We start from the raw sequence: 26,572 nt of genomic DNA on the forward strand, positions 1-26,572 counted from the left end.
CGGCTGATTCTGTAATGAGTCGGCCGTTTTTCATGCTCTTATCCGATAATGACTTTTTCCTTAGGATAATGGAAGGTTTCCTTTCTACCTTTTCCTCGCATCATTAGCAGGCACGTCACAATTCCGACCCGTCCAATAAACATTAAAATGATCAACAGGACTTTGCCGAAGGTCGACAATCTCGGAGTCAAACCGAGTGAGAGTCCGTTGGTTCCGAAAGCGGAGGAGACTTCATAAATAATTTCGATCATTGTGCCCTTTTCAGTAATTGACAAGATGACAATCGAGAATAAACACAAAATCAGCGCAGATGTCAAAACGATGAATGATTTTAACACATCATCCTGATTCAGTTCACGTTTGAAAATTTTGATTGAACCTTTTCCTTGTGCATAAAAGATGATTGCCAAAATAATAATCGCAAATGTGGTCGTACGAATTCCACCGCTGGCACTGCTCGGGGAACCGCCAATAAACATTAGCATCGACATAAACAGTTGATTGCTTATGGTAAATTCGTTCATATCTGTTGTCGCAAGTCCAGCACTTTTGGTTGTGACCGAATGGAAAAAAGCATAAAAGAATGATTCATGCCAATTCTTATCGGCAAAAAAGTGGTCGATATCCAACAAATAAATGAATAACGCCCCGAGAACGGTCAGAATGACAAAGGTTAAAGTGGTTAATTTAGTAAACAGGGTAAAATGGAACTTTTTCTTATTTTTCAAGGTGAGAAAAAATTCATATACTTCTACGATCACCGGAAACCCGATTGCTCCGATAATAATCAATGACATAACGATAAATTGGACAAAGTAGTCATTCTCGAATGGCACGAGAGATTCCCCAGTAATGTCAAAACCTGCATTTGTTGTGGCACTGATTGAGGCAAAAAATCCATGTTTAAAAGCGGTTGAAAAGCTCTCGTAATACTTATAAAAATGGAGCCCCAAGATAATTCCGCCAATGATTTCGATTGATGTAATAATGATGAAAATCCGCTTTGCCATTTGTACGAGGCCAGCGAGATTTGACTGATTATTGTCAATCATAATCAGCTGACGTTCCTTTAAGCCGACTTTTTTCCCAACCATAACCCATAGAAATGTACTTAACGACATAACCCCAAGCCCGCCCAATTGCAGCATGATACAAAGCAGGAAAATTCCGAAGTTATTAAAGGTATCCTTAAGTGAGATAGCACTCAGGCCGGTTACACTGATGGCGCTTGCCGCTGTAAACATAGCATCAATAAAGCTAAGCTTCACATTCGGTTGTAGAGCAATTGGCAGTTTGATCAGCAAGGTAGAAATAATGAGGGCAGACAAATAAAAAATAATAATTAATTGGAATGCAGACATTTCCTTTGATTTAGCTTGTAGTTTTCCTTTTGAGTTCATCCAATTCAGTCCTCTATCTAATCTATCTGCTATTCTATAACACACCAAGAAAAAAGTAAAAGATTGGTTGAGGTTAAATCGATGAAAGAAACTCAACCATCAATCATACAATTTTAATAAGGAACAATTGGACGATGTCATTTTTTAAAGAGGAAGTGGGATCTGAGGTGAATCAATCGTATTTAATCAAACCGATGCTAAATGAAGCCTACCCTATTATCGACTATGGAAAAGGAGTCTTTTTGTACGATATCGATGGAAAAAAATACTTAGATGCCGCTTCCGGTGCTGTCACCGCGAATATTGGACATGGAGTACCAGAGATTATTGAGGCAATGACTGAACAGGCCAAAAAAGTATCATTCGTTTATCGTTCTCAGTTTACAAGTGAGGCGGCAGAAAAATTAGCTGAAAAAATCGCCAGCCTGGCCCCAGGGGATCTGAATTGGAGCTTTTTCGTCAACAGCGGATCTGAAGCGACGGAAACGGCGATGAAAATGGCAATTCAATACTGGCAGGAACAGGGGATTTATACGAAGACAAAGGTATTGTCTAGATGGGTAAGCTATCACGGGATTACTTTGGGAGCGCTTTCGATGTCAGGGCATACCGGCAGAAGGGCAAGGTTCGTACCCCTCTTGGAGGATTTTCCGGTTATCAACCCGCCATACTGCTACCGTTGTCCTTATAGCTTAGAGGCCCCATCCTGCAACCATTTATGCGCAAGAGAGCTGGAAACGGCAATCAAACGGATCGGTTCAGATAACATAGCTGCTTTTATTGCCGAACCTGTAGTTGGTGCTGCTGGTGCTGCGATTACGCCGCCAAAGGATTATTTTAAGATTATTAAAAAAATCTGTGATGACCATAGTATTCTCTTTATTGCCGATGAGGTAATGACAGGTTCTGGTAGGACTGGGGCAATGCTTGCCTGTGAGCATTGGGAGGTTGTTCCTGACATTGTCACACTTGGTAAAGGCATGGGCGCCGGTTATGCCCCAATTGCTGCTGCAATGGCTAGTGAAAAGGTGATGAAGCCGATTCTAGCCGGTTCAAAATCGGTCATGAGCGGGCACACCTTGAGTGCGAATCCCCAGTCTTGTGCGGTTTCTTTGGCGGTGATCGAATATATCGAAAAACACAAGATTATGAGAAAAGTAGAAGAAAAAGGTGAATATTTACGAAAACGGCTTGAAAAATTAATGGACCAATTTTCATTTGTCGGTGATGTCCGCGGCAAGGGGCTGCTTCTGGGGCTTGAATTTGTTATCGACCGAAAAACTAAAACTCCTTTTCCTCGTACTGCATTAATTACCCAAAGGATGATTGAGCTTGCCAAGGAAAAGGGACTAATTGTCTACCCTGCCGGTGCCGGAATTGATGGGGTTAACGGGGATGCCATCATTATTTCGCCACCGTTAACGATTACTGAACAAGAAATGGATGAATTAATTGATTTGTTAGCAGAAACATTTGTCGCCTTTTCAAAGCAAATACAAATTGATTGATGGCTGGTGATAGCAAAATGGATAATAAGTTTAGAAAAATTACGACATTAGAAAAGGTAATGGAGTATTTCAAAGATGGAATGACCTTAATGTTTGGCGGCTTTGGGGGTGTCGGTACACCACCGTCGCTAATTGATGGAATTCTGGAAAAAGGGGTCCGTAATTTGACTTTGATTGGCAATGATACAGGGTTTCCGCATATTGGCATAGGTAAATTAGTGAGTCAAGGCCGTGCCTCCAAAGTCATAGCGTCCCATATTGGCTCCAACCCTTTTGCCGGCCAGTTCATGCATGAAGGGAAACTTAAGGTGGAGTTTTCTCCTCAAGGCATTTTGGCTGAAAGAATCCGTGCAGGCGGTGTCGGCCTTCCAGCAATTTTATCGGATATTGGGTTAGATAACGAGATTGTCGCAAAGGACAAACCGCGCCTTTCCCTTAATGGCAAGGATTATCTTGTGGAGTTCGCCCTAAAAGCGGAAGTGTCGATCGTTTATGCCAAAAAGGCAGACGCATACGGTAATTTGATTTATGACAAAAGCGCTCGCAATACCAATCCGCTCGTCGCGATGGCCGGAGATATCACAATTGCGGAAGTCGAGGAAATTGTCCCGCTAGGAAGTTTGGATCCGGAGGAAATCATCACACCAGGTGTATTCGTCGATTATGTGATTCCTTCCAAGGGGGTGAATTGGACATGGGCATGGGAATAGATATCAGGAATAGACTGGCACGAAGAGCTGCAGAGGAAATTCAATCTGGTATGGTAGTCAATCTTGGAATCGGCATCCCATCTCTTGTTCCCAATCATTTGCCGGCCAATATAAATGTCATGTTTCATGCTGAAAATGGGATTACCGGGATGGGGCCCAGTCCTGCTAGAGGAGACGAGGATGAAAACCTCTGCAATGCCGGTGGATTTCCTGTGACTTTAAAAACGGGAGGTTCATATTGTGACAGTGCCGTTTCGTTTGCGATGATTCGCAGGGGCCGAGTGGATATCACCGTTTTGGGGTCGCTTCAGGTCAGTGAGCGAGGCGATTTGGCAAACTGGATTGTACCAGGAAAGAAAGTGCCAGGCATGGGTGGAGCAATGGAACTTGCCCAAAAGGCCAAAAAGGTTATCGTGTTGATGAATCATTGTGACAAGGCTGGCAACTCCAAGCTTTTACGTGAATGTACCATGCCGTTAACTGCAAGAGCTTGTGTCGATCTAATCATTACAGAGTTGGCCGTCTTTCAGGTAACCAATGAAGGACTCGTGCTCACCGAAATTTTTGCACCCTATGATGTTGCAGATATAGCCAATAAAACAGAATGTGAATTTACCATTAGTCAAAAAGTAAGGCAGATTCCATATTAATCATCGCAATTTTGTAAAGGAGTGGTGCAATTGACAACCCATGAAATGAAGGTCAAAAGCTGGTTGAAGGAGAACCGTGCAAGGGGAGCCAGGCTTCTGCAATTGCTTGTCAGGGAAAATAGTACCAGGGGAAGGGAAAGTAGTGCGCAAGCCATTCTGATTGAAAAATGCCGCCAGCTCGGATTGGCGGTTGATTTATGGGAGCTTGACCGGGAGGAACTGGCCGATCACCCCGCTTTTTGCTGCGATCGTCAAAGCTTTGCAGGCAACCCTAACTTAGTGGCTGTTTTAAAAGGTTCTGGCGGCGGGAAATCGATTATCTTAAATGGCCATATAGATGTTGTCCCAGTCGGCGATGAAACGAGTTGGGAACTTGATCCTTTTAGCGGGCATATCGAATCTGGAAAGCTGTATGGCCGAGGGGCAACCGATATGAAGGGCGGAACCGTTTCCTTGTTATTGGCGCTTGAATCGATTATCGCCTCTGGAATCAAGCTAAAAGGTGATGTAATTTTTCAAAGTGTAATCGAAGAAGAAAGCGGCGGTGCCGGTACGTTGGCTGCAGTCCTTCGGGGATATCAAGCGGATGGCGCTATCATTCCCGAACCGACCAACATGAAAATTTTCCCGAAACAGCAGGGGTCAATGTGGTTTCGAATTACTGTGACCGGTAAGGCTGCGCACGGCGGCACCAGATATGAAGGAGTTAGCGCAATTGAAAAATCAATGATAGTGATTCAAAGGTTACAAAAATTAGAGAAAGATAGAAATGCGGAAATTACCGACCCTCTTTATGAAAAAACTCCTATTCCTATTCCGATCAACATTGGGAAAATTTCCAGCGGCCAGTGGCCCTCTTCGGTCCCAGACACTGCAATCATCGAAGGTCGAATGGGTGTGGCACCCGAGGAGACCATTCAAAATGCTCAACATGAAATGGAGCGGTGTCTGGAAGGTTTAAAGCTTGAGGATGAATGGTTTGAAGCCAATCATGTGAAGCTGGAGTGGTTCGGAGCCCAGTGGCTGCCTGGCAGCTTGGCAACTGATCACATGTTAATTACTCAGCTGCGTGAAAGTTTCACAGAAATTAAAGGTGAGTCGCCGATCATAGAAGCGAGTCCATGGGGAACAGATGGCGGTATCCTTTCCAATGTCGGTGGTACCCCTGTTGTAGTGTTTGGGCCGGGAACGACTGAAATGGCCCATGACGCGAACGAATATATTATTCTGGAAGAAATGTTCGCTGCCAGTGAAATCATTGCCCTGACTCTTTTAAAATGGTGTGAAATAGCCCAATAGACTGATTTTTATCCTATTTGGAAGGAAACGGACCGGACGAAAGCGAATAATGACTGGTATGATGTACTGGGAATGTCTGGCTGCAAACATGGCCAGGCATTTTTTCGAATAGTTATCCAAGGGGTGAAGCAATGAATCAGCAGGCTACTACGTTAATCCTAGAAAACTTTGGTTATTATCTTGCAGTCTATATCGATCCGTTTAATAAAAGAATCCGAGTAGATGATTATCGTGGGAATCTAAAGCAGGCACTTGAAGAGGCGGAAATCCTTGTCCACAAGCACAAGGCTGAAAAATTAATTGTTAAAGGCCGAAAAGAGGACACTCTTAAACTGTTTGAGTCTGGTCTGCAGCCTGAGGCAGTGATAGACCGCTATTTTCACGGCTCAGATGCCATTTTATTTTCAAAGTTTTACACATCAGACCGAAAGCATAACGATCATTGGCTTACGGAGGACGGAATTGTTCATTCGATTTATCAATTGGATTCTTCGTCACCAAAGTCCACTCCACCAAAGGAATATCAATTGAAAAAAGTGAATGAAATACATGCTGAACAGCTCTCCGCTCTTTACTCTCAGGTGTTTCAAATCTATCCGACTCCACTGCAGGATGCCGAATACATTAAGAAGACGATGAAGGAAGGGACGATATACTATGCCTTCTTTTATCAAGAGAAAATCGTCAGTGCTGCCTCAGCCGAAATAAATGGATTTTACAAAAATGCCGAATTAACCGACTGTGCAACACTGACCGAGCATCGACAGTACGGGTTAATGAAGCTGATCCTACAGGAGCTTGAGGGAGAGTTGCAACGGAAAGGGATTTTTTGCGCTTATTCGATTGCAAGATCCCTGTCGTTTGGCATGAATGCCGTTTTGTACCAGCTTGGATATTCCTACCGAGGCAGGTTAATGAATAACGTCTATATCTATGATAAGCTTGAAAATATGAATATGTGGGTAAAGGATTTGGCAGGCTGCTAAAATTTCGGCGTTAAGTGACAACTTTTCGGCACCCCATTTTAAGGAAGGGAAGGTGAAAGGAGGATGGGGCAATTAACCGCATTAACCCAGGAAGTTTTAACGGCAATTTTGAAAAGTATTGATGAAGGAATCCATGTGGTCAATACGGAGGGGAAAACGATTTATTATAATGAAGTGGCCGCCAGACATGATGGCGTTGAGGTTGCCGAGGTGCTTGGGAAACATTTATTTGAGGCTTTCCCGTCGTTAACCAAGTATTCAAGCACACTGTTAAGGGTGATCAAGACAGCAAAGCCAATCTATAATCAAACTCAGGTTTATGTCAATCTGCACGGAGCAAGGATTGATACCATCAATACCACCCTTCCCATCCTTCTTGGTGACGAAGTGATTGGCGCGGTGGAAATTGCCAAGGATTATTCACGGATGAAGCTGCTTTCGGAGAGATTGCTTGATCTGCAAAAAGGGCGTAATAAAAGCAGGAAGAAAAAGCTGCCAAAGCAGGTTAAATACACGTTTAATGACTTGAAGACGGTGAATTCCGCCTTTAAATCTTTAAAGGAAGAGGCTAGGAAGCTGGCAAAATCTAATTCTCCGATTCTTGTATACGGAGAGTCCGGGACGGGGAAAGAACTTTTTGTCCAAGGGATCCATGATGAATCCCGCCGTAGCAATGGCCCGTTTATTGCGCAAAATTGTGCGGCCATTCCTGAATCACTACTTGAAAGTATTTTGTTTGGCACGGCGAAGGGGAGTTATACTGGGGCGGTTGATCGGAAGGGTTTATTTGAACTTTCCGATGGCGGAACGCTATTTTTGGATGAGCTGCATACCATGCCAATTGAACTGCAGGCGAAGCTGTTAAGGGTATTGGAGGATGGGATCGTAAGAAGGGTTGGAGGCTCGGAGAATATTTTGGTTGATGTCCGCGTAATTGCCGCGGTAAATGTCCATCCAGGCAAGGCGCTGCAACAGCAGCTGTTGCGGTCTGATCTCTATTACCGGTTAAACGTATTTACCTTTTCGCTCCTGCCGCTTCGGGAAAGGAAAGAGGATATTTTGTTTTTGACCGATTGTTTTATTGGAGAGTTTAACAGTAATCTTCAGAAAAATATTCAAGGTCTGGACCAACAGCTGCAATCATTTTTTCAAGAATACCAATGGCCGGGGAATGTCCGTGAACTAAAGCATACAGTTGAATATATGATGAACGTTTGTGAGCGCGAACTCCTGGGTACCGAGGATTTGCCGGTCATGTTAAAACAGTTGTTAAGCCCTGCCCGTCGAAATCAGAAGCCTGAGAGCTTGTCATTAAGAAGAAATCTTGATGAGCTGGAGAAAAGTCTGATTATGAAGGCGTTGGATCAGTGTGACGGAAATATCAATCAAGCAGCCAAACTTTTAGACATTCCCAGACAAACATTACAATACAAACTTAAAAAACAATCATAAAAAAGCGCCGATTTTTCGGCGTTTTTTTTGCTAATTCTCAAGCTCAGATTGGGCCTCGCCCGCAATGTCTTGCTGTTAAAGCGTTTATTAAACGAGCACCTTCAGTTTAAAGCCTTGGCACGGTTCTTGCATATTATGTTAGCAAAGCGGGATAGGAGGAACAGAACATGAAATCATTTGTTTTTAAGCCGAAACGGCATTGGAAGGATATAGAGCTTTGGAAAGATGTGACTGAAGAGCAATGGAACGATTGGCTGTGGCAGTTAACCAATACCATCCGTACATTGGATGATCTGAAAAAGGTGATAAATCTTACCCCTGATGAAGAGGAAGGAGTAAGAATTTCCACGAAAACAATCCCCCTAAATATTACACCCTATTATGCATCTTTAATGAACGCTGATGACCCACGCTGTCCCATTAGAATGCAGTCGGTGCCGGTTTCAAAGGAAATATACAAAACGAAATATGACCTTGAAGACCCGTTATATGAAGACGAAGATTCTCCTGTTCCCGGGTTAACACATCGATATCCTGACCGTGTTCTTTTTCTTGTCACCAATCAATGCTCCATGTATTGCCGTTATTGTACCAGAAGACGTTTTTCCGGGCAGATTGGAATGGGGGTGCCGAAGAAACAGCTTGATGCCGCTATATCTTATATCAGACAGACACCCCAAGTACGCGATGTGTTAATTTCCGGCGGCGATGGGCTGCTTATCAATGATAATATATTGGAATACATTTTGAAAAATCTGCGGGAAATTGACCATGTTGAAATTATTCGAATCGGTACCAGAGCACCAGTCGTGTTTCCGCAGCGAATTACCGAAAACCTGTGCAATATATTGAAAAAATACCATCCGGTTTGGCTGAATACCCATTTTAATACCTCGATTGAAATTACAGAGGATTCAAAACAGGCCTGCGAAATGCTGGCCAACGCCGGCGTGCCGGTCGGCAACCAATCCGTCATCCTCGCAGGAATAAACGACAGTGTACCGATCATGAAAAAGCTGATGCATGATCTCGTAAAAATTCGCGTAAGACCTTATTATATCTATCAGTGCGATTTGTCTGAAGGAATCGGCCACTTCCGAGCACCGGTTTCTAAAGGGTTGGAAATTATTGAAGGCTTACGCGGCCATACAAGCGGATATGCTGTGCCTACCTTTGTCGTCGATGCACCAGGCGGCGGGGGGAAGATTGCTGTGCAGCCGAATTATATCATTTCGCAAAGTCCGGAGAAGGTTGTCCTTCGTAATTTTGAAGGCGTCATTACCTCCTATCCTGAACCGGAAAATTATGTCCCAGGCAGAGCAGAGGATTATTTTAAAGAAGTTTATCCTGACATGGATGAGAAAAAATCGCTAAACGGCATTGCCGGAATCATGAATGACCAGCGTTTTAATCTTGTTCCTGAAGGACTGTCGCGGTTAAATCGCCGCAAAGAATACAACCAAGACCCGGCTCATTCGACATTAAAGGATAAGCGAAGCAAACGGGATGAACTAAAGGAAAAGAAATTTCAAGCTTTACAACAAAAAGAAGCCCCGAAAGGCCAAGTCCAACAAACGACTGTGGAAACTAAACAGGAATAGGAGTGACGTTCAAAAGTGCTTTGTGAATGGTGCAATAGTTTAAATGTCACGCGGACGAGTAGTTCAGTTTATTGGGAATTGCCAGATGGCACTAGGGCGATTGAAATATTACAAACGCCAACACTTTCCTGTCCAGACTGTTCAATGATTTATCAAAGTGAACCAATCATTAAAGAAATCGAGGATCAATTGTTTTTGATAGATTGCAGCCAGATAGGGAAAACAATCACCTATATGGAATTAATGAAAAGACCTAGGCTTTTGAAGCGAAATTACTTTGATTTCTCCTCATTGGATGATTAAAACGTAAGGGGAATAGCTAGTTTAAAGGCTATTCCCCTTAGTTTTTATTTTAGTTTGTAGAAACAGAAATTGTGTCAGATGGGCTTGATTTTTCTGTGATCGTCGGGTATCCATTTGTTGGGGCAGCATAGGTTTGTGTATACCCTACCGTATTGATGGCAGTGACCCTATAGTAGTATGTTCTTTTTTTACTTACCGTTGTATCCAAGAATACTTTCGTATCTACTGCAGCCGTTCCAATTGTGGTCCATGGACCAGTTGGCGAGGAGCTCCTTTCAATAAGGAATCCAGTTTCATTAATTGACTGGTCACGCCAAGTTAAGTTGACTCCGGTCTTGCCGTAGGTCCCAGCCAGATTGATTGGTGCTTTTGGTACTACCGCAACGCCCATCGGACGCATCATGATATTTTCCTCATGTCCTAAAAGATGACAATGCCACACATATTCCCACCCGAAATTCACCATTTGGTTTGTGACTCGTGCAGGCTGATTGGTTGGGTCAACGTTCATAAAGCCCATAGTTGAACCGAGCGGCATGGTCGGATCGAGCGGACGGACGCTGTTCGGAAGTTCAAACGGGACATTTGGGATAATTGGCCTTACAGCAATAATCACATCTTCCAATGGATTCATTCGGATTGTGTCTTTCCAGCCGAACTCGTTTGGATCAGGGGCCTTAATCATTCCATCCCAACCCACTCGGTTAATGAGTTGAACATCAAACATATGCCAGTGGATTGCGTGGGTATCAACCCCGTTATGGGTAATTTTCCAAATTTGTGTTCCATCCTTCAGTGTGCCTAATGGTGCTGCTGAATCAGTGTTTTTAAATAGCTCCGTCGGCGGGTCGATATCGGTGTAAGGAATGGAGGTTTGAATGTTCGCACTTGTGTGCGGCACTTCAACTCCCATCATTGCGTTCATCCTGCCGTAATTGACATCAAAGTCTTCTATGATTGATTTTGGCTGCAAGTCCATCGTTAATCCAATAGCCTCAGCTGTTGCCCCAGATCCGCCGCCGCCAGAAATCTTCACTGTTGGTGCCGACCCATAGCCATCGCCACCGTTAACCAAGGTAATACTTGCAATTGCCCCAGGAGCAAGTTCGGCTGTGGCTGCAGCAGCAGTTCCGCTGCCGCCAGAAATCGTGACAGTTGGCGGGGAAGTATAGCCATCGCCGCCGCTTGTTAGATTAATAGAGCCAATCGCGGTTGGTTTCAAGACTGCTGCCGCAGTTGCCCCGCTGCCGCCGCCTCCGGAAAATGAAACTGTAGGCAAAGAGGTATACCCGGTCCCAGGATTGGTGATGGTAATAGCCGTGACACGATTCCCTTTTACTGTCGCGGTTGCAGTGGCCCCTGACCCGCCTCCTCCTGTAATAGTAACGGTAGGCGCGGAGGAATACTTAGAGCCTCCATTCGTGACAGTTATGCTTGCCAGCGAAGTTGCCGTCAAACTGGCTTGGGCCTTTGCCCCGGTTCCGCCGCCGCCAGTTAATGTAACAGTAGGTACAGACGTATAACCGGAACCTCCACTCGTTAACGTAAAACCACCTACCGCCCTTGGCGCAAGGGCTGCCTTGGCGGTTGCCCCGGTTCCTCCGCCGCCGGTGATTTCTACGGTTGGTTCAGTGGTAAAGCCTGAACCTCCGTTAGTCAGCTTAATGTTCGTCAGCGGACCATTAAAGAAGGTCATTGATGTATCGAAAATCCGGGCATAGCCATCAGCCGGGTAATTGGTGCCAAAAGCGTTATTGTAACTAGCCTGCGGTACAATTGGTTTTTTATTATATTTCGCATATGCGGCAGGCAGCTGTTTTTGAAGTGCCGCTAAGTCAACAGACGGACCGGTGCCTTTTGCTGAATTTACTTGGAACTGTATTATTGTTCTAGTATTTGGCCCATAACCCGGAAGAGTGGAAGGAGAGCCGCCGGTATCTGTCTGGTCGGGATCGCCGGTATAGTAATCATAACGGGTGTCAAAAGCCGGGACGGGTGCAGGTGAATCGTTGTATAGGATTAACTTCGCTCCATCCGGTATTTTTGAAAAATCCACAATGACATCGGCACGTTCTGCAGGACCAAGGAACAGAGTTTTGTTGGTGACATTTAAGACGGTCATGCTTCTGCGATCATAGTCGTACCCAACCGGAGTATTTCGCAAAACAGCTGGATTTGGCAGAAAACCGCTTTCTGTTCCAATTTGAATCATACTAGGGCCGGCGGCAGCTGGGTCAGGAACTCCTCCGTCCCTTCCGTCTGTTGGGTAAGTGCTTGGAAGTCCGGATTTTGGAACGGCAGGTACCATCTTCACTTCTCCTGCATCCGGGTCTCTTAATGTGCCGTCCAGATTCCACATCGTACCATCAGATTTGGCATAATACAGCTGTAAATTCAAAAATCTATCATTACTCGCGTTTAATATTCTAAAACGATAGTCTTTTTGCCCCACCTCTAGATAAGGGTATGCAGTTCCGTTTACTATTGGTGTATCCATGAAAGACTCGGGTACTACTGATAGATTTGGTACACCGGGAATCATTGGCGGTTCCCACGGAGCATTTACAGGATCATAATACGGATTTTTTACAGGCCCGTTTTGAATACCCGTAAATGGCGGCCAGAACCATGGTCCATAATCCCAGCGGCCCATTGCATTTGCGCCTTCAATATCATAAGGATTCTGGTTTGGCATGTATACATGCGGGAACCATAGGTTGCCTTTTCCGCCCCATTTGGCTTTATCCCATGTTGGGTCGGTTGCGGCAAGCTGATGATCATTTGGGACAAACGATTTATCTTGAATCATCAGCGGAATTTCATCACTCGGGATTACTCCGGCATCAATTAGTGCCTGCTCTGCATCATCTCTTAATAGGTAGCCCGCCGCTTCACCTGCATAAACATTTAATCTTGTAATTCCATAGGAATGATCATGGTAAAACATTAATCTGGATGCCTGCTCATTGGAATAATAGAAAGTCTGTGAACCATCCCCAGGATCCGGCATGTCGGGTACATTTTTCACACTTACCCCTTTCGGATAGGGGGTTTTCTCACCAGCTGGAGTTATCCACTGGTGCTGGGTACCGTCGCTGATCCATGGTGTATTTCCTCCGTGCAAATGCAGAGTGGCCCGGTTTTGGGTATAGTTCACTTGGTTGCCTGCGGGAACATTTTTCCCCAACGGACCCTCTCCAGCGCCCATGACAGTGGTATCAACCGGCAAAAATAGATCTCCCTTGCTGCCTGTTGGTAGTTTATTGGTAAATTTGATTCGTACAGGTCGGCCTTTCTGAGCAATAATCACGGGCCCCAAGAAGCTAAACTTACTAACGGTTGAATCATTAGTATTTGTCTGCCGGTAACCTCTTAACGTAGTTTTGGGTAAGTCTGAATGAAGCTGCTCAGTATATTCTCCCAGTTCAATCTCATAGTAATCATTGCCGGGGAATGTTTTTGAATCCGGAATAGCCACTGGCATATACTGTCCTAAGTTATTGGCGTTATCTGTCCCTAAAAGTGGCAATGAATCGACGAATTTTCGAATTCCGCCTGTAACTGTGTAGCCGCTTCCGCCACTCGTAACAGTAATTTTAGTGATAACACCATTTGCCACTTCTGCAGTGGCCTCTGCCCCTGAACCATTGCCGCCGGTTATGAACACAGTTGGAGGACTTGTATAACCGGAGCCTTCATTTGTTATCGTAATTTGTGTGATAGAACTGTTTCCACTGTCGGGATCCTTGGTAACCGTTGCGGTTGCTTCTGCCCCTGTTCCACTGCCCCCTTCAAACGTTACAACCGGGCCAACGGAATATCCGTTTCCACCATTTGTTACTATAATCTTGGTTACTACACCGTCCGTAATTTCAGCCTCTGCCTTGGCACCTGATCCATATCTGCCCCAAATGGAAACAGTAGGCGGTTCTGTATATCCTGAACCACCGCTGATGACCGGAATTTCGGTAACGGCACCTGTACCGGTGTCAGGATCTATCGTGACTTTCGCGTCAGCTCGAGCCCCAGTACCGCCGCCCCCCTCTAAGGTTACAATAGGGCTGCCAGCAGGAAGCGGGCTATTCGCATAGTTGGGTATAGTTCCGAAGTAGTCCGGTGTTATTCCCGGTGTAAGTTCGCCTGTTAAACTTTGTTGGTTTAGTCCAACTTTAGACAATTTCTTGTCCAGCCGTTGAGCGGCTGCCTTACGATCAGCATTTGTAATTTGCTTCTTTTTTTGGTCTTGTGTCTGAGTTGATGGCTTTTTCTCTACACTGGCATTGGCATTCATGGTTTGACCACTAGCTTGAAGAATCAGTAGAAAGGATAGTAATACAGCGACAGAAACCTTTGTCCATTTTTTCATATAATAGGCCTCCTATTTTTACAAATTGTATTAATGATCCCCCCTTTAGTCTTTTGTGTTAATTATCTTTGCAATATAATAGTACCTCAATAACGAACAATAAAATATAAAATATTTTCGATAAAGAACATCTAATTTCGACTCCATTCTGCCTAAAATCTCGTGATTTTGTAGAAAATCGATGCATCGAAAAACTATATAAGGAAAGTGTTAATAGTGTAAACGAGTATTAAAAGGTGATATAAACGAAGCTAAAAACAGCGTATCAATGGTGTTAAGGGATGGTTCCATGATACTAGACGTATAGTTTCGTATCGATTATAGTAATAGCATTACATTAATCAATCAATGAAAAGGGCGAATAGGCATGAATAAATCCTTCTATCATTTTTTAATGAAATATCGACATCCATCACCAAAAGATACAATTAGTCAATTTGCCAATGATGCATATTTAGACCATGACTTTCCTAAACAATCAAAAGATTACTACGAGCTGACGGCCTATCTTGAATTAAACGGCCATTATCTGGAATCTATGTCTATTTTCGATGAAGCTTGGCAGCTGTATATGATAGCGGAGAAATAATCATAAAAAACTCCTGAATCGTCTCTAATTCTGAGGCGATTTTTTCATTTTCAAAATGCCATGCGCTTTTAAAAAACCTCTCGCATATACTATTGTAATCATTATTCACGACAAGCTTTTAAGGAGGGGAGGAAATGGCGAAGCGGAAAAATCCAAAGTATAAAATTGGTGACACGGTGGTAATCACCATCTACGGGACGGTTGGCCGCGTCACGGATGTAAAATGGCTCGATGGGGATTATGTATATGAAGTAAATAAGAGTCAGGGGTTATTTGTTGAATCAGCGTTGCAATTAATGTCCGAGTATGACGGTAAGATTATGGAGCAGGAGCATATCGATATTGAATACAAGTTTTTTATTGGGGATTTAGTGCAGGTTAGTGGCTATGGGGCCGACCTGTTTAAAGTCATCGGGTTCCGGACAGAAATCTGGCGATACAAGGAAGATGCCTGGGAAGATGTCATTTACGAGCTGTCCCGTGTAAGCGATGGCGAATGGCTGGAAGTGGGCGAAGAAGAGCTGACACTGGTTGCTGATGCAGAAAGTGCGGATACATTTATTCAAAAGCTTGGTCTCCTATACTTAGTGAATAGGCAGGATAAAACCGGGAAAAAACCCAATATCCAACATCAGGGCAGAAAGGCGGAATTCGAGGAAATCTCCCTCAAAAAAGAGAAGAAAGAGCTGATTGATCATCTTTTAGATATCTTCAATGATTATCGGATCCTTTATGAATTATTTCATGACCAAGAGTATTACCAGGTTATGCGAGTCATTTTGAAGAAATTGGAGAATCTCGTAAGCGACGATGGAAAAAGTCATGTATAGTTGTTTTCAAGTTACGACGAACAATAAATAGGCGATAAACGGTATAGCCGTCCATTTTATCAGGAAAAACAAGCTATCGGTAATAGTTTCGAAGAGTTGGAGCGTGATTCCATCCTCTCGATTAACATCTTCAACCCAAGCTTCCAGTTTAAGTTTTAAATTTTCCATAAATATAACCTCCGTATCAATTCTTTACCACATCATATGCTTGTCCACTTTATAAATATGACCAATATTATATTTTGGGGTGTTAAGCCTAATGCATTTAAAAGAAACTAGCATGAAAAAGCTATCGTGGTCATACATTCTGTACAAAGGGGGCGATTACTTGAGAGAAATTGAGGTATTTATCGATACAGAAGAAATTGCTGAATTTTTCTTTCATGAGCTTGTAAAAAGGGGATACGTTCCTAGTGAGGAAGAATTGGAAGAGCTTGCGGATATTACGTTTGAATATTTAATCGAAAAAAGTATTATCGATGAAGAAGTTGATGATGAATAATAGGGGGGCTTTTATCCCCGTGAATAGATGAAGCTAAAAAGACGAGCCGCTGGTGCTCGCTTTTTTATTTTGCATTTTTTTTTAATGGGAAAATATCTTTTTTTGAACGAAACCTATTTTACCTTTTCGCGTATATATGGGTACGAAGGTGGAGGTGGATTGTTGGATGTTTAAAAAAATCCTGAAAGCAATTATCGGAAGTAAGCACAAGTCTTATAAATATGGTTCCTCAAGCAATGCCTGGAAAAAGATGAAGCACCATAAGCACAGCCATTTGGGGCATCATCACTACAAAAAGAAACATAAAAGCGGAAGCTTTATCTCCAGTTTCTTCAGCAGTTAGCTTATAAAATCGATGATTAAAAGATTAATAATTGGGATATCAACCTTTTTTGAAAGGCCATTTTCTGTTGATGAGCTAGTTGCGGGGCGCTATAAAGTAATGGAACATCTGGGGGCGGGCGGCTACGGACACAGCTATTTGGTGCTGGATCTGGAAACAAATAAGGAGAAGGTTTTAAAAGCCCTTCGTCTCCATAAACGAAAAACAAAAGCCGGGATAAAAGGGTTTGAGCTTGAAAAACACCTGCTCCTTTCAATGGATCATCCTGGGTTTCCAAGGTACTTTGAGGATGGCATTTATAAAAATATCCCGTTTTTTACCATGGAATATATTCAAGGCAAGAATTTTGAGCAGCTCATTTTTGCTGAGGGCTGGAAAATTACCGAAGTTAAGGCATTTACGATTGCCTATAAATTAATGGAGCAAATTGAATATTTACATGCCCGCAATATCATCCACCGTGATATTCGAATTCCCAATGTCCTTATGGAAGGTTCCGCTATTAGGCTGATTGATCTAGGACTGGCCCGGCCGCTGCATTATAAAGAGCGGGGTGCAAAGTGCAGCGAAATACGTAAAGAAATCAACTATCAGGCAGATTTTTATGGTCTAGGGCATTTTCTGCTGTTTTTGCTATATTCCAATCATTCCTTTCCGGACAAAATGCAGGAAAAAAGCTGGGAAGAGGAATTGAACATCTCGAATCAAGCAAAGCTCATCCTTAGACGGCTTTTGCAAATAGAACCTGCTTATGATAGTAGCCAGCAAGTGAAAACAGACATACAAAAAATAATTCAATTTTTAGGGGGAGAAGCAAATGTCGTTCTTTAACAAAGTATTTGCCAGTGTCGGAATTGGGTCTGCAACAGTGGACACGAAGCTGGAAAAAGATACGTATATGCCCGGAGAGATTGTAACAGGTGTAGTCGAAATTAAGGGTGGAAAAATCGATCAGCAGATAGATGAAATTTACCTTGCTTTAAACACAAACTATATTAGAGAATCAGATGACCGTAAATATACAGTAACCGCAACAATTGAGAAATACCGAATCACATCGGCTTTTATGGTTCGAGTAAATGAGGGGAAGGAAATTCCATTTACATTCCAGCTTCCTTATGACACGCCACTGTCAATTGGCCGCTCCAAAGTTTGGGTAACCACTGGGCTAGATATTAAAGGCGGGGTTGATCCAAGCGATAAAGATTACTTAAAGGTTGTTCCGAATCCATTAATGACTGCTGTATTTAATGCTGTTGAAAACTTGGGGTTTAGGATTCGTGAAGCAGATTGTGAAGAAGCGCCACGGAGATTGCGCAGCCGTCTTCCATTTGTCCAAGAATTTGAATTTGTTCCAACTTCAGGACCATTCCGCGGCCGCTTGGATGAGCTTGAAATAGTGTTCTTCCCTTCAGGAAATGGCGGACTTAATATTATGTTCCAAGTTGACCGTAAGGCACGCGGTTTGGCTGGGCTATTCTCGGAGGCGCTAGGGAAGGATGAAACGAATGTAAGATTATCGGTTTCCAACTCTGATATCCCTTATATACAGCAGAAGATTCAAAATGTTATTGGAAGATATTCCTAATTCATTCATGGAAACAATGGGGCTAACTGAGCTCCATTGTTTTTTTAGGCGAAATTTTTAAAAATCGACAAAAATAGTGAAAATTCTATGAAGGAATCGACATGGTCCATCTTTAATTATTAGAATAAATATACAATTCTTATAATTGGAGGGATACCATGATTAGAATGTTAACGAAAAAAAGCGAAATACAATTTGATGTGACGATTTTTCAAACACCAAAACAGCGTGAACGGAAAGGACATAAACAAGTGTTTCGGACAACTATTCATGCCCAAAATCGTGACCACTGCTTAAAAGAAACATTTAGCACCTTTAATGTCACTGACAGGATCCCACCACATTATAAGGGCAGATTCCTTTCAACAGGGGATATCATTCTAATTGATGAAGGACGAGGCGGACAGTACTATTATCAGTTAAAACCAGGCGGATGGTTTCCGATTAACCGAATAAATCTTATGTAACCGATAAAACCTAAGGGAAAAAGCCCCTTAGGTTTTTTGTATGTTATCTTTTTCTGCCGCCGGAAGCACTATACTCCTTAGCGTGTGCTTCGTGTTCAGCCACAATGGCTTCCGGCGGAATATGATTATTTTTCTTTTTTCCCTGTATGCGGGCGCGATGTTTTTTACCCATTTACGATACCCCCATGAAATACATGATTCAAGCCAACTCATTGCCAAAGCCTTTGAGTCTAATTATAGTTTCCCACATTAGTAAAATTTCATGTCTTTTTCGACAGAAAGGTTTTTAATAAAAAATGGTTTATGGTATAGTGGCTTTGGTGCAAAATGATAAACGGTACCAATTAGATAGGAGGAAAACAAGGCATGAGTGTACATATCGGTGCAAAAGAAAATGAAATCGCGGAAACGGTATTGCTGCCAGGCGATCCGCTTCGGGCAAAATACATTGCAGAAACTTTTTTGGAGGGCGCCGTCTGCTATAACGAAGTTCGTAATATGTTTGGCTTTACCGGTACATACAAAGGTAAACGGATTTCTGTTCAAGGAACAGGAATGGGTGTGCCATCCATTTCGATTTATGTTAATGAATTGATTAGCAGCTATAACGCCCAAAACTTAATTCGGGTTGGCACTTGCGGCGCAATCCAAAAGGATGTCAAGGTTCGCGATGTCATCCTCGCTATGACCAGTTCGACTGATTCGAACGTTAATCGCCTGACCTTTGGCAACGTTGACTATGCTCCAGTAGCCAATTTTGAGCTGCTAAAAAATGCCTATGATGCGGGTGTCGAGAAAGGCCTTAATTTAAAAGTAGGCAGTGTATTCACGGCCGATTCATTCTACAACGATAATGCCGAATTGGAGAAATGGGCTAAGTATCAGATTCTTGCGGTGGAGATGGAAACGACCGCCCTTTACACTTTGGCAGCAAAATTTAATCGCAAAGCATTGTCTATTTTAACTGTAAGTGACCATATCTTAACAGGAGAAGAAACCACTGCAGAAGAAAGACAGACTACCTTTAACGACATGATTGAGGTAGCATTGGAAGCTGCCATTAAGGAATAATGTCAGTATGCCTCTTCCAAACGGAAGAGGTTTTTCTATAGCTGAAATGGAATTTTTTTGCTAAAATAATGATTCATATCGACAAAAATTCGTATATTCTTCTTAATTCATTAACATTTCTTTGTTAATTTTATAAAAAAGATGTTATTCTAAACACTAAGAGCAAGTGTTTTATCAACACAAGGCATTTCTTTATGGTTGAATGAAAGTGGTGAAGGCTTTGGAAGAAGAGAAATTGGATCAAGAAAAAACAGAACAGGAGCAAGTTTCAGAACCCAAATCAGGATATATTCGCTTTAAAAAGTTCCACTTTATCATGCTGTTGTTTTTGATCGTGTTTTTATCTGCAGGCATTACAACAGTAGCCCTATCGTTCGGGGATGAAAAGGTGGTTAAAGTAAATAACGACCGGAAAGAATTTGAAAAGCTTTATGAAGCATTTGATACGTTAAAAAATGACTATTTCAAGAAGGTAAACGAACAGAAACTAATAAACGGCGCCATTAATGGCATGGTTGAATCATTAGATGATCCCTATTCGGATTATATGAGCAAGGATGAGGCGAAAAGTTTTCATAGCAGTATCTCTTCGTCTTTTGAAGGAATCGGTGCCGAAATTCAGCAAAAAGATGGCCATATCGTCATTGTATCCCCTATTAAGGGTTCGCCTGCCGAGAAGGCTGGATTAAAGCCAAATGATATCATTGTTTCAGTAGATGGCAAAAGCCTTCAAGGCATGACTTCTACAGAGGCAGTAACCTTGATCCGCGGCAAAAAAGGAACCAAGGTTGAACTAACGATTTCAAGGCCGGGTTCTGACGCGCAGATGATTGTACCAATTATTCGCGATGAAATTCCGATAGAAACCGTTTATGGGGAAATGGTCGATGATAAAATCGCCAAGGTGCAGATTACCAGTTTTTCCACAAACACATCAAAAGAACTTACACAGACACTAAATGATTTGCAAAGCAAGGGCATGAAAGGTCTTGTACTGGATCTAAGACAAAATCCTGGTGGTTTGTTAGATCAAGCTATTTCTATTTCCAGTATGTTCGTTCCAAAAGGAAAAATTATCGTCAAAGAGGAAGACAGAAACGGAAAGATTAAAGAAATCGCTTCGCAAAATTCAGGGAATCCTGACCTGCCGTTAGTGGTCTTAATTGATAAAGGCAGCGCCAGTGCATCCGAGATTCTTGCTGCTGCAGTGAAAGAATCCGCCGGTGTCCCTCTTGTTGGGGAAAAATCCTTTGGCAAGGGAACCGTCCAGACTGCTTCTAATTTTACTGATGGCTCAAATATTAAGTTTACAATTGCGAAGTGGTTGACGCCAAATGGCAATTGGATTCATAAGAAAGGGATTAAACCTGATGTGGAGGTCGCCCTTCCGGAATACGCATCGCTGCCAATCATCAATCCTGATAAGGAATTGACTGTTTCTGCAGCTTCCGAGGAAGTTAAAACTGCGCAAAAAATGCTGAAAGCACTCGGATTTGACCCAGGCCGTGAAGATGGATTTTTCGACGATAAAACCAAAGAGGCTGTAATCAGTTTCCAAACAGAGAATAACTTGCCGGCAGACGGCATTTTAAAAGGCGAGTCCAGTTTAAAACTGATGGAATTGTTAAGAGAACAAATAAAAGCGAATGATCCTCAAGTGCAAAAAGCCATTGAAGTATTAAATGAAAGAATGAAATAAAAAAGGTGAAAGAGGCTGTCATTCATAGACTGCCTCTTTTTTTCCAGAAAATCCACCTTGCGAATTTGCATGATAATTTCCTCTTCTGGCAACTCTTAAAATGTAACATAATGCGTGAGAGGGGGATGCAATGAGACAAGGAGCCTTGATACTATTGCTGTTCTTGTTTACACTGTCAGAGCAAGGGCTATATGTGGCAGCAAAAAACAGCTCTAATATAGAAATGATGGAATGGAAAGAAGTGGACCAGCTGCTGCCTCGGTATTCAAAATATGTTGTGCTCGATTTGGAAACGGGGAAAAAATTTAAAGTCCAGCGCCGGGCGGGGAGCCGCCATGCTGATGTTCAGCCATTGACGGCAAAAGACACGAAAATAATGAAAAGTATTTATGGTGGAAAATGGAGCTGGAAACGTAGGGCGATTATCGTTATTTATAAGGACCGGAGGATTGCCGCATCGATGCATGGGATGCCACATGGTGCAGGTGCACTAAAAAATAACTTTCCCGGCCATTTTTGTATCCACTATTATGGAAGTACCACCCATCGTACACAATCAATGGATTTATCACATAAATTAATGATTTTGAAGGCATCCGGCAATTTGGATGATTATCTTGGCAACGCCAATCCTTATGAGGTAATTGAGGCATATATTGCAGGATTTAAACAGCAGGATACAACAATCGCTTCCATGGCCTCACTTCAACAAGTCAAGTGGCAACCCATAATGAAAAAGATTGATAATGTGGCGATAACGAGAATGGAATTATTGCCGCCTGAGGATTTGACAGAAGAAATAAGCTTGGATGTTCCCATCCAAGTTGATTGGTTGATAAAAAACAAGGGCGGCCAGCGCTTTAATGGATATATTCATTTGGTTCGTTTTTCCCCTCTGGATGCCTGGAAAGTGGATTCAATCAATTTTATTAAAGAAAATAACCTCTAATGGCAGACAAATGAAAAACACCTTTGAGACGGATTGTCCGTTACTAAAGGTGTTTTCATCTGTTATATTCGCTGTTCACCAAACTTGATAAATGTCCGCTCATCCTCGATTAAGCCGCAGGTGCCGCATTGAACGCGGTATTCCGGTCCTTGATAGGGCAGATGGAACGGCTCCAATTCAGTTTCGGTATATTCCTTGAGAATAGAGCCTGATGTAGGGTCAAGTTTGACCGATTGAGCAACTTGTTGAATAATATTAAACCTGCTTCGGTTTGAACGGCAATTAGGGCATCTGTAGGGTGTAGACATAGAATCCTCCTAGTTGGCTTAGTTAAATTTATTTTTTGCAATAATGTTGGTAAATATGTACAATGCAAATGAAGGGAAGCGAGAAGATACACTTGGAACAATCTAGGGGTGATACGGAATGAAAAAGTATTTAGCAGGTATGATATCGCTATTATTGTTGCTATTGGCTGCTTCATGCAGCAATGACAACAATGAGCAAGATACACCATTGCCGGAATTATTGGAGGTCAAGCTCACGGTTAATCCGGAAAAAGCCGAACCAAATCAGGCAATCATATTTGAAGCAAAGGTAACTCAAGGAAAAGAAGATGTGACCGATGCAGATAAGGTAACTTTTGAAATTTGGCGGGCACATGATGAAAAACATGAAAAAATAGACGTAAAACATAGTGAAAATGGAATCTATCGTCTTGAAAAGAATTTTGACCGCGAAGGAACATACTATATCATCTCTCATGTTAGTGCTAGAGATATGCATAATATGCCCAAGAAAGAATTTGTAGTAGGTACGCCTAGTGAACCAGAGGACGCCAAATCAACGCAACCTATGGAAGGCATGGATATGAAAGATGACCATGAGGCAGACAATGGCCATTAAATAACAAGACAGCCACTCAAGGCTGTCTTAGTTATTTGCTTTATCAGCAATTTTCCACTTTATTTGCTTTAGTTTTTCCTCGATTATTTTTGAAATATCGCCCTCATAGGTAGTGCCGATATTCAAATGTCCGGTTATTTGATGAATATTGACTTCACCGAAATTTATGTTGACACTCATCTCTTTAGGGATGACTTGTTTAACAGAATCAATACCCATAGTTCCTCCTGAAAGAATTGGCATGACTTGCAGCAATAAGCAAAATCCTTAGTTTATAAAATTTCGGATACATCAATTTGTGAATACTGCATATCAATATTTTTAGGGATCTTCACCTCCAATATCCCATCTTTAAAATTGGCGGAGGCCCCCTTTTTTTTCACAATTGCCGGAAGGGTAATGGTATGCTGGTCTTCAGGGTTGGGGATATCTGATACGATAAGCTGATTCGACGTGTGGTAAAGCTTTAGTTTCTTTACCCAGTCCTCATTTTTAATTGGGATTCTGACAAATACATAGTCATGTGTTTCATAGGCAGAGGAGTTTAATCCGTCTGTTGACGTTTGACCTGCTCCGGACATTGGCATATTTCTGAACATCTCTTGAGGATTCATCATGCCGTTCATGTTTGCTGGCAGCACTTTTCCGATGATGTCTTGAACATATTTGTCGATTTCTTGCGGATTCATTTTTTGCAAGGTATCTCGCATATCTTTATTAAAAGGAAACATATTCCAGGGGAACATTACTTTTCATCCTTCCATTGAAAATTATTTAAATTTGATTCAAAATTGGCGCTGATGGGTTGGCGATCTGGTCTTGGTCGGTAACATCGATATCTGTATAACCATTTAAATGTAGTGAAGTAGATGGGGATAAATCACCAAATGCGGCATTGGTGCCAATTAATTTTGTATTGGATGTATGGCTGTTTTGGACAATCGGGCCAAAGTCAATATTGCCGTTATTGTTGATTGCATTTGACTTAAGGTTAAAGATATTTATTTGAAAAGGCATTGCTTTCAGTCCTTTTTATATGGGATTGGAATAGACATTGGATGGATTCGCGATATCTCCCATATCATTAATGTCCGGATCAATGAATACATTTTCCATGGCAGCAGTCGGTGGTGCAAAATCCCCATACGATGAATTTTGCCCCTGCGATTTTGAATTGGCTGTATGAGCATTATGGAGGGCATCTCCGATGTTGACAGACCCGTTGTTCGATACACTGTTAATTTTTAGGCTGAAAATATTGATTACAGTCTGCATGCTGTCACATCCTTCAGTTTTGTTCATACACCCATTCTATGCAGATGAATGCCCAATCGTTATTATTTAATGGAGGAATCTCCGTTCGGGACTCTATTTCCAAATGTTCAATTGCAAATATTTGCATATATAAATAAATCTTTTTAACATAGAGTAAGAAGTGAAATTTTAAAGCAGAGAGGTAATGGTTTGGTGAAAATAAAAACCGCTTTGGTTACAGGAGGAGCTTCCGGAATAGGAAAAAAAACAGCTCTCTGTTTGGCTGAAAAAGGATTCCAGCTAGTCATTAATTATCGAAACAGCGAGTCAGAGGCGAAATCTTTAGCAAGGCAATTAACCGAACAATATGGGACAAGAAATATTGCTGTTCAGGGGGATTTATCTGTTCAAAAAGATTGTATCCACTTAGTAAATGAAACCTTTTCTGTTTTTGATACGGTGGATGTGTTAGTCCATAATGCAGGTCCTTACATCCATGAACGAAAACGGATGACCGACTATTCCTTCGAAGAATGGAACTACTTAATTAACGGTAATTTGAATGCCGTATTTTATCTGTCCAAGCTGATTCTTCCAAGTATGAGAAGCCAAAAATGGGGCAGAATCGTTACCTTGGGCTACGATAGGGTCGAAACTGCCCCAGGATGGGTTTACCGCTCAGCGTTTGCAGCGGCGAAAACAGGGCTTGCTTCTTTGACAAGGACGATTGCGATGGAGGAAGCAGAATTTGGAATTACAGCTAATATGGTTTGCCCTGGAGACATTACTAACGAGTGGAAAGAAAAAAATATCAAGGAAGCCCTTCATGAAATAAGCGGAGAAGGGACGGGCAGACGGCAAGGTACAGGGGAGGATATTGCCAGAGTCATTGCCTTTCTGGTCGACGAGGCATCCGATTTTATCACCGGAAGTGTCTTACCGGTTACCGGAGGGATTGACGTACTGGGTAAGGTCTTTAAATTACCTGATGAGCATGGAATAAATTAATTCCTCAAAAGGTATTTATAATTTTTTGAACAATTTGATATTCAGGTATGAAACATGCTCCTTTTGAAGATAATAAGAAGTAATCATCGAAGAAAGGAGCAAAGAATGATGAGTTTTAACCTCAATAGAATCAATCCCAATCAAACTCAAGTGTTTTTTCATGATGGCCGTTTTGAAACCTTGACAAACGAGGAACTACAAGAATTTTTGCTCCAAATGGGTCTAAGTGAAGTAAACGAAGCAGTGGAACAAAGCATAACGGAATAATAAACATAATTAATTAATAAAAAAAGCAATCGGAGATAAACCCGATTGCTTTTACGCTTCCAGCCGCTGTGATGTATCTTGTTCAGCGCCATTTCGTAACAGATTTAAAGTATATAAATCCTTTGGAATCTCATATAGGTCGAATATATTACCATTCGCATTTAATTGCTTGTACAGCGAATTTCTTGTTTCGTTTGCATTTATTACATATGGCAATTTCTCGGCCGCTTTAATAGAGCGAATATTTACGTTTCGAATTCGCATATATACGGTCTCAATCCCTAATTCATAGAAAAGTTCCTTAAAAAAAGCATCCTTCGCCAAATTGTTGTAGCCTTTACCATGGTAGGGTTTGCCCAGCCATGTTCCTAAAAATCCGGTATTTTCTTCAATATCATATAAACTGATTGTTCCAATCGGTGCTCCCCACTCATCCAAAATGGTCCGGGAAATGAGTTCACCGCGTTCCTCAGCCTCAATGGTCTGCTTGGTGATAAACAAAAATTCTTCGTAGGAAGCTGCTTTATGGCGCACAAAAGGGAAGACATCGGGGTGCGTCATTAAATCGTACAGTACATGACTGTCGTGGACGTCGCGTTTCTTTAGCATGAAAATCCCTCCATTAGGGCAGTCCAATTCCATGTTTAAAGAAACGGCCCACCCTCGAAATTTTTTTAAGTTGAAAAAAAATTTCGGGGTGGGAATCGAACCCACTAGAACCAGTAAACTGGTGGCGCACCATTTGCCTTCCCATTATCAAAATTTTGTTTTTAGCTGATTATGTGAGTTAAACCTCCATGAACTTCGCTTTAAAACAGTTTCAC

Annotated in this window: 31 protein-coding genes; 21 read left to right on the forward strand and 10 right to left on the reverse strand. The window is 42.2% G+C overall.

Annotated features, from left to right (window positions below; translation table 11 throughout):
- Positions 1-38: 38 nt before the first annotated feature.
- Entirely contained in the window at positions 39-1,400 is a 1,362-nt protein-coding gene (locus AR334_RS16030) for a TrkH family potassium uptake protein (protein ID WP_156431285.1), read from the reverse strand.
- Positions 1,401-1,567: 167 nt separating this feature from the next.
- On the opposite strand from AR334_RS16030, the gene AR334_RS16035 reads away from it, so the two are divergent.
- The 8 genes from AR334_RS16035 to AR334_RS29005 all read left to right on the forward strand — a co-directional run bounded on the left by AR334_RS16035 (position 1,568) and on the right by AR334_RS29005 (position 9,909).
- On the forward strand, positions 1,568-2,908 hold the full coding sequence (locus AR334_RS16035; RefSeq protein ID WP_066313912.1) for an aspartate aminotransferase family protein: 1,341 nt from the start codon (positions 1,568-1,570) through the stop codon (positions 2,906-2,908).
- A 17-nt stretch (positions 2,909-2,925) separates the two neighbouring features.
- Positions 2,926-3,618: a CoA transferase subunit A gene (locus AR334_RS16040; RefSeq protein ID WP_066313308.1), complete on the forward strand. Its 693-nt coding sequence runs from the start codon at positions 2,926-2,928 to the stop codon at positions 3,616-3,618.
- Positions 3,603-4,268: a 3-oxoacid CoA-transferase subunit B gene (locus AR334_RS16045; RefSeq protein WP_066313321.1), complete on the forward strand. Its 666-nt coding sequence runs from the start codon at positions 3,603-3,605 to the stop codon at positions 4,266-4,268. The genes AR334_RS16040 and AR334_RS16045 overlap by 16 nt, the downstream gene beginning before the upstream one ends.
- A 45-nt stretch (positions 4,269-4,313) precedes the next feature.
- Complete coding sequence (locus tag AR334_RS16050) at positions 4,314-5,567, forward strand: peptidase (RefSeq protein WP_066313913.1); 1,254 nt, start codon at positions 4,314-4,316, stop codon at positions 5,565-5,567.
- A 131-nt stretch (positions 5,568-5,698) separates the two neighbouring features.
- Positions 5,699-6,553: a putative beta-lysine N-acetyltransferase gene (gene ablB / locus AR334_RS16055; RefSeq protein WP_066313325.1), complete on the forward strand. Its 855-nt coding sequence runs from the start codon at positions 5,699-5,701 to the stop codon at positions 6,551-6,553.
- A 63-nt stretch (positions 6,554-6,616) separates the two neighbouring features.
- Complete coding sequence (locus AR334_RS16060; RefSeq protein ID WP_066313328.1) at positions 6,617-8,005, forward strand: sigma-54-dependent Fis family transcriptional regulator; 1,389 nt, start codon at positions 6,617-6,619, stop codon at positions 8,003-8,005.
- Between the two features lie 167 nt (positions 8,006-8,172).
- On the forward strand, positions 8,173-9,606 hold the full coding sequence (gene ablA, locus AR334_RS16065) for a lysine 2,3-aminomutase (RefSeq protein ID WP_066313336.1): 1,434 nt from the start codon (positions 8,173-8,175) through the stop codon (positions 9,604-9,606).
- Positions 9,607-9,621: 15 nt separating this feature from the next.
- Positions 9,622-9,909, forward strand: coding sequence for a YokU family protein (locus tag AR334_RS29005; RefSeq protein WP_082692968.1), 288 nt, complete (start codon positions 9,622-9,624; stop codon positions 9,907-9,909).
- A 49-nt stretch (positions 9,910-9,958) separates the two neighbouring features.
- On the opposite strand, the gene AR334_RS30160 is transcribed toward AR334_RS29005, so the two are convergent.
- A complete protein-coding gene (locus tag AR334_RS30160) occupies positions 9,959-14,275 on the reverse strand; it encodes a multicopper oxidase domain-containing protein (protein WP_066313342.1) in 4,317 nt (1,438 codons plus the stop codon).
- A 367-nt stretch (positions 14,276-14,642) separates the two neighbouring features.
- Here AR334_RS30160 and AR334_RS16075 point away from each other — a divergent pair, with 367 nt between their 5' ends.
- Both AR334_RS16075 and AR334_RS16080 read left to right on the forward strand, forming a co-directional pair.
- The gene (locus tag AR334_RS16075; protein WP_066313343.1) at positions 14,643-14,864 is read left to right on the forward strand and encodes a YozE family protein; all 222 of its coding nucleotides are present in this window, start codon (positions 14,643-14,645) and stop codon (positions 14,862-14,864) included.
- Between the two features lie 134 nt (positions 14,865-14,998).
- A complete protein-coding gene (locus AR334_RS16080) occupies positions 14,999-15,694 on the forward strand; it encodes a hypothetical protein (protein ID WP_066313344.1) in 696 nt (231 codons plus the stop codon).
- A gap of 6 nt (positions 15,695-15,700) precedes the next feature.
- Here the strand turns inward: AR334_RS16080 and AR334_RS29525 are convergent, their stop codons facing one another.
- Positions 15,701-15,862 (reverse strand): hypothetical protein, encoded by a 162-nt coding sequence (locus tag AR334_RS29525; protein ID WP_156431286.1) that lies wholly within the window; start codon positions 15,860-15,862, stop codon positions 15,701-15,703.
- A gap of 160 nt (positions 15,863-16,022) precedes the next feature.
- Here AR334_RS29525 and AR334_RS29010 point away from each other — a divergent pair, with 160 nt between their 5' ends.
- From AR334_RS29010 to AR334_RS16095, 5 genes are all read left to right on the forward strand, one after another.
- The gene (locus AR334_RS29010; RefSeq protein ID WP_082692969.1) at positions 16,023-16,196 is read left to right on the forward strand and encodes a YozD family protein; all 174 of its coding nucleotides are present in this window, start codon (positions 16,023-16,025) and stop codon (positions 16,194-16,196) included.
- A gap of 166 nt (positions 16,197-16,362) precedes the next feature.
- On the forward strand, positions 16,363-16,539 hold the full coding sequence (locus tag AR334_RS29945) for a hypothetical protein (protein WP_172799226.1): 177 nt from the start codon (positions 16,363-16,365) through the stop codon (positions 16,537-16,539).
- Positions 16,540-16,551: 12 nt separating this feature from the next.
- Complete coding sequence (locus AR334_RS16085) at positions 16,552-17,370, forward strand: protein kinase (RefSeq protein ID WP_066313352.1); 819 nt, start codon at positions 16,552-16,554, stop codon at positions 17,368-17,370.
- On the forward strand, positions 17,357-18,127 hold the full coding sequence (locus tag AR334_RS16090) for a sporulation protein (RefSeq protein ID WP_066313354.1): 771 nt from the start codon (positions 17,357-17,359) through the stop codon (positions 18,125-18,127). Before AR334_RS16085 ends, AR334_RS16090 begins: the two co-directional genes overlap by 14 nt.
- A 158-nt stretch (positions 18,128-18,285) precedes the next feature.
- On the forward strand, positions 18,286-18,594 hold the full coding sequence (locus AR334_RS16095; protein WP_066313357.1) for a YodL domain-containing protein: 309 nt from the start codon (positions 18,286-18,288) through the stop codon (positions 18,592-18,594).
- Between the two features lie 43 nt (positions 18,595-18,637).
- Here the strand turns inward: AR334_RS16095 and AR334_RS30655 are convergent, their stop codons facing one another.
- Entirely contained in the window at positions 18,638-18,766 is a 129-nt protein-coding gene (locus tag AR334_RS30655) for a hypothetical protein (RefSeq protein WP_301337167.1), read from the reverse strand.
- Between the two features lie 194 nt (positions 18,767-18,960).
- On the opposite strand from AR334_RS30655, the gene deoD reads away from it, so the two are divergent.
- The 3 genes from deoD (at position 18,961) to AR334_RS16110 (ending at position 22,313) form a co-directional block, all read left to right on the forward strand.
- Positions 18,961-19,665 carry a purine-nucleoside phosphorylase gene (deoD, locus tag AR334_RS16100; protein ID WP_066313359.1) on the forward strand — a complete coding sequence of 235 codons (705 nt, stop codon included), beginning with the start codon at positions 18,961-18,963 and terminating at the stop codon, positions 19,663-19,665.
- A gap of 202 nt (positions 19,666-19,867) precedes the next feature.
- Positions 19,868-21,364 carry a S41 family peptidase gene (locus AR334_RS16105; protein ID WP_066313363.1) on the forward strand — a complete coding sequence of 499 codons (1,497 nt, stop codon included), beginning with the start codon at positions 19,868-19,870 and terminating at the stop codon, positions 21,362-21,364.
- A 130-nt stretch (positions 21,365-21,494) separates the two neighbouring features.
- Positions 21,495-22,313, forward strand: coding sequence for a hypothetical protein (locus AR334_RS16110; protein ID WP_066313366.1), 819 nt, complete (start codon positions 21,495-21,497; stop codon positions 22,311-22,313).
- 62 nt (positions 22,314-22,375) lie between these two features.
- On the opposite strand, the gene AR334_RS16115 is transcribed toward AR334_RS16110, so the two are convergent.
- A complete protein-coding gene (locus tag AR334_RS16115) occupies positions 22,376-22,621 on the reverse strand; it encodes a DNA alkylation repair protein (RefSeq protein ID WP_066313372.1) in 246 nt (81 codons plus the stop codon).
- Between the two features lie 118 nt (positions 22,622-22,739).
- Between AR334_RS16115 and AR334_RS16120 the strand changes: the two genes are divergently transcribed.
- Positions 22,740-23,219 (forward strand): FixH family protein, encoded by a 480-nt coding sequence (locus AR334_RS16120; RefSeq protein ID WP_066313374.1) that lies wholly within the window; start codon positions 22,740-22,742, stop codon positions 23,217-23,219.
- A 27-nt stretch (positions 23,220-23,246) separates the two neighbouring features.
- On the opposite strand, the gene AR334_RS16125 is transcribed toward AR334_RS16120, so the two are convergent.
- Genes AR334_RS16125 through AR334_RS16140 form a run of 4 tightly spaced genes read right to left on the reverse strand, consistent with a single transcriptional unit; the run spans position 23,247 to position 24,494 of the window.
- A complete protein-coding gene (locus AR334_RS16125; RefSeq protein ID WP_066313380.1) occupies positions 23,247-23,438 on the reverse strand; it encodes a hypothetical protein in 192 nt (63 codons plus the stop codon).
- A gap of 53 nt (positions 23,439-23,491) precedes the next feature.
- The gene (locus tag AR334_RS16130; protein ID WP_066313383.1) at positions 23,492-23,965 is read right to left on the reverse strand and encodes an Hsp20/alpha crystallin family protein; all 474 of its coding nucleotides are present in this window, start codon (positions 23,963-23,965) and stop codon (positions 23,492-23,494) included.
- Positions 23,966-23,993: 28 nt separating this feature from the next.
- A complete protein-coding gene (locus tag AR334_RS16135) occupies positions 23,994-24,236 on the reverse strand; it encodes a spore germination protein (protein WP_066313388.1) in 243 nt (80 codons plus the stop codon).
- 15 nt (positions 24,237-24,251) lie between these two features.
- A complete protein-coding gene (locus AR334_RS16140) occupies positions 24,252-24,494 on the reverse strand; it encodes a spore germination protein (protein ID WP_066313391.1) in 243 nt (80 codons plus the stop codon).
- Between the two features lie 192 nt (positions 24,495-24,686).
- On the opposite strand from AR334_RS16140, the gene AR334_RS16145 reads away from it, so the two are divergent.
- Together AR334_RS16145 and AR334_RS29950 are read left to right on the forward strand one after the other, a co-directional pair.
- The gene (locus tag AR334_RS16145; protein ID WP_066313917.1) at positions 24,687-25,481 is read left to right on the forward strand and encodes an SDR family oxidoreductase; all 795 of its coding nucleotides are present in this window, start codon (positions 24,687-24,689) and stop codon (positions 25,479-25,481) included.
- 105 nt (positions 25,482-25,586) lie between these two features.
- Positions 25,587-25,748 (forward strand): hypothetical protein, encoded by a 162-nt coding sequence (locus tag AR334_RS29950; RefSeq protein ID WP_172799227.1) that lies wholly within the window; start codon positions 25,587-25,589, stop codon positions 25,746-25,748.
- A gap of 51 nt (positions 25,749-25,799) precedes the next feature.
- Here AR334_RS29950 and AR334_RS16150 read toward each other — a convergent pair whose 3' ends face one another.
- Positions 25,800-26,357: a GNAT family N-acetyltransferase gene (locus AR334_RS16150; RefSeq protein WP_066313395.1), complete on the reverse strand. Its 558-nt coding sequence runs from the start codon at positions 26,355-26,357 to the stop codon at positions 25,800-25,802.
- Positions 26,358-26,572 lie beyond the last annotated feature (215 nt).

The sequence above is a fragment of the Bacillus sp. FJAT-29814 genome, from assembly GCF_001510715.1.
GTDB lineage: Bacteria > Bacillota > Bacilli > Bacillales > Cytobacillaceae > Neobacillus.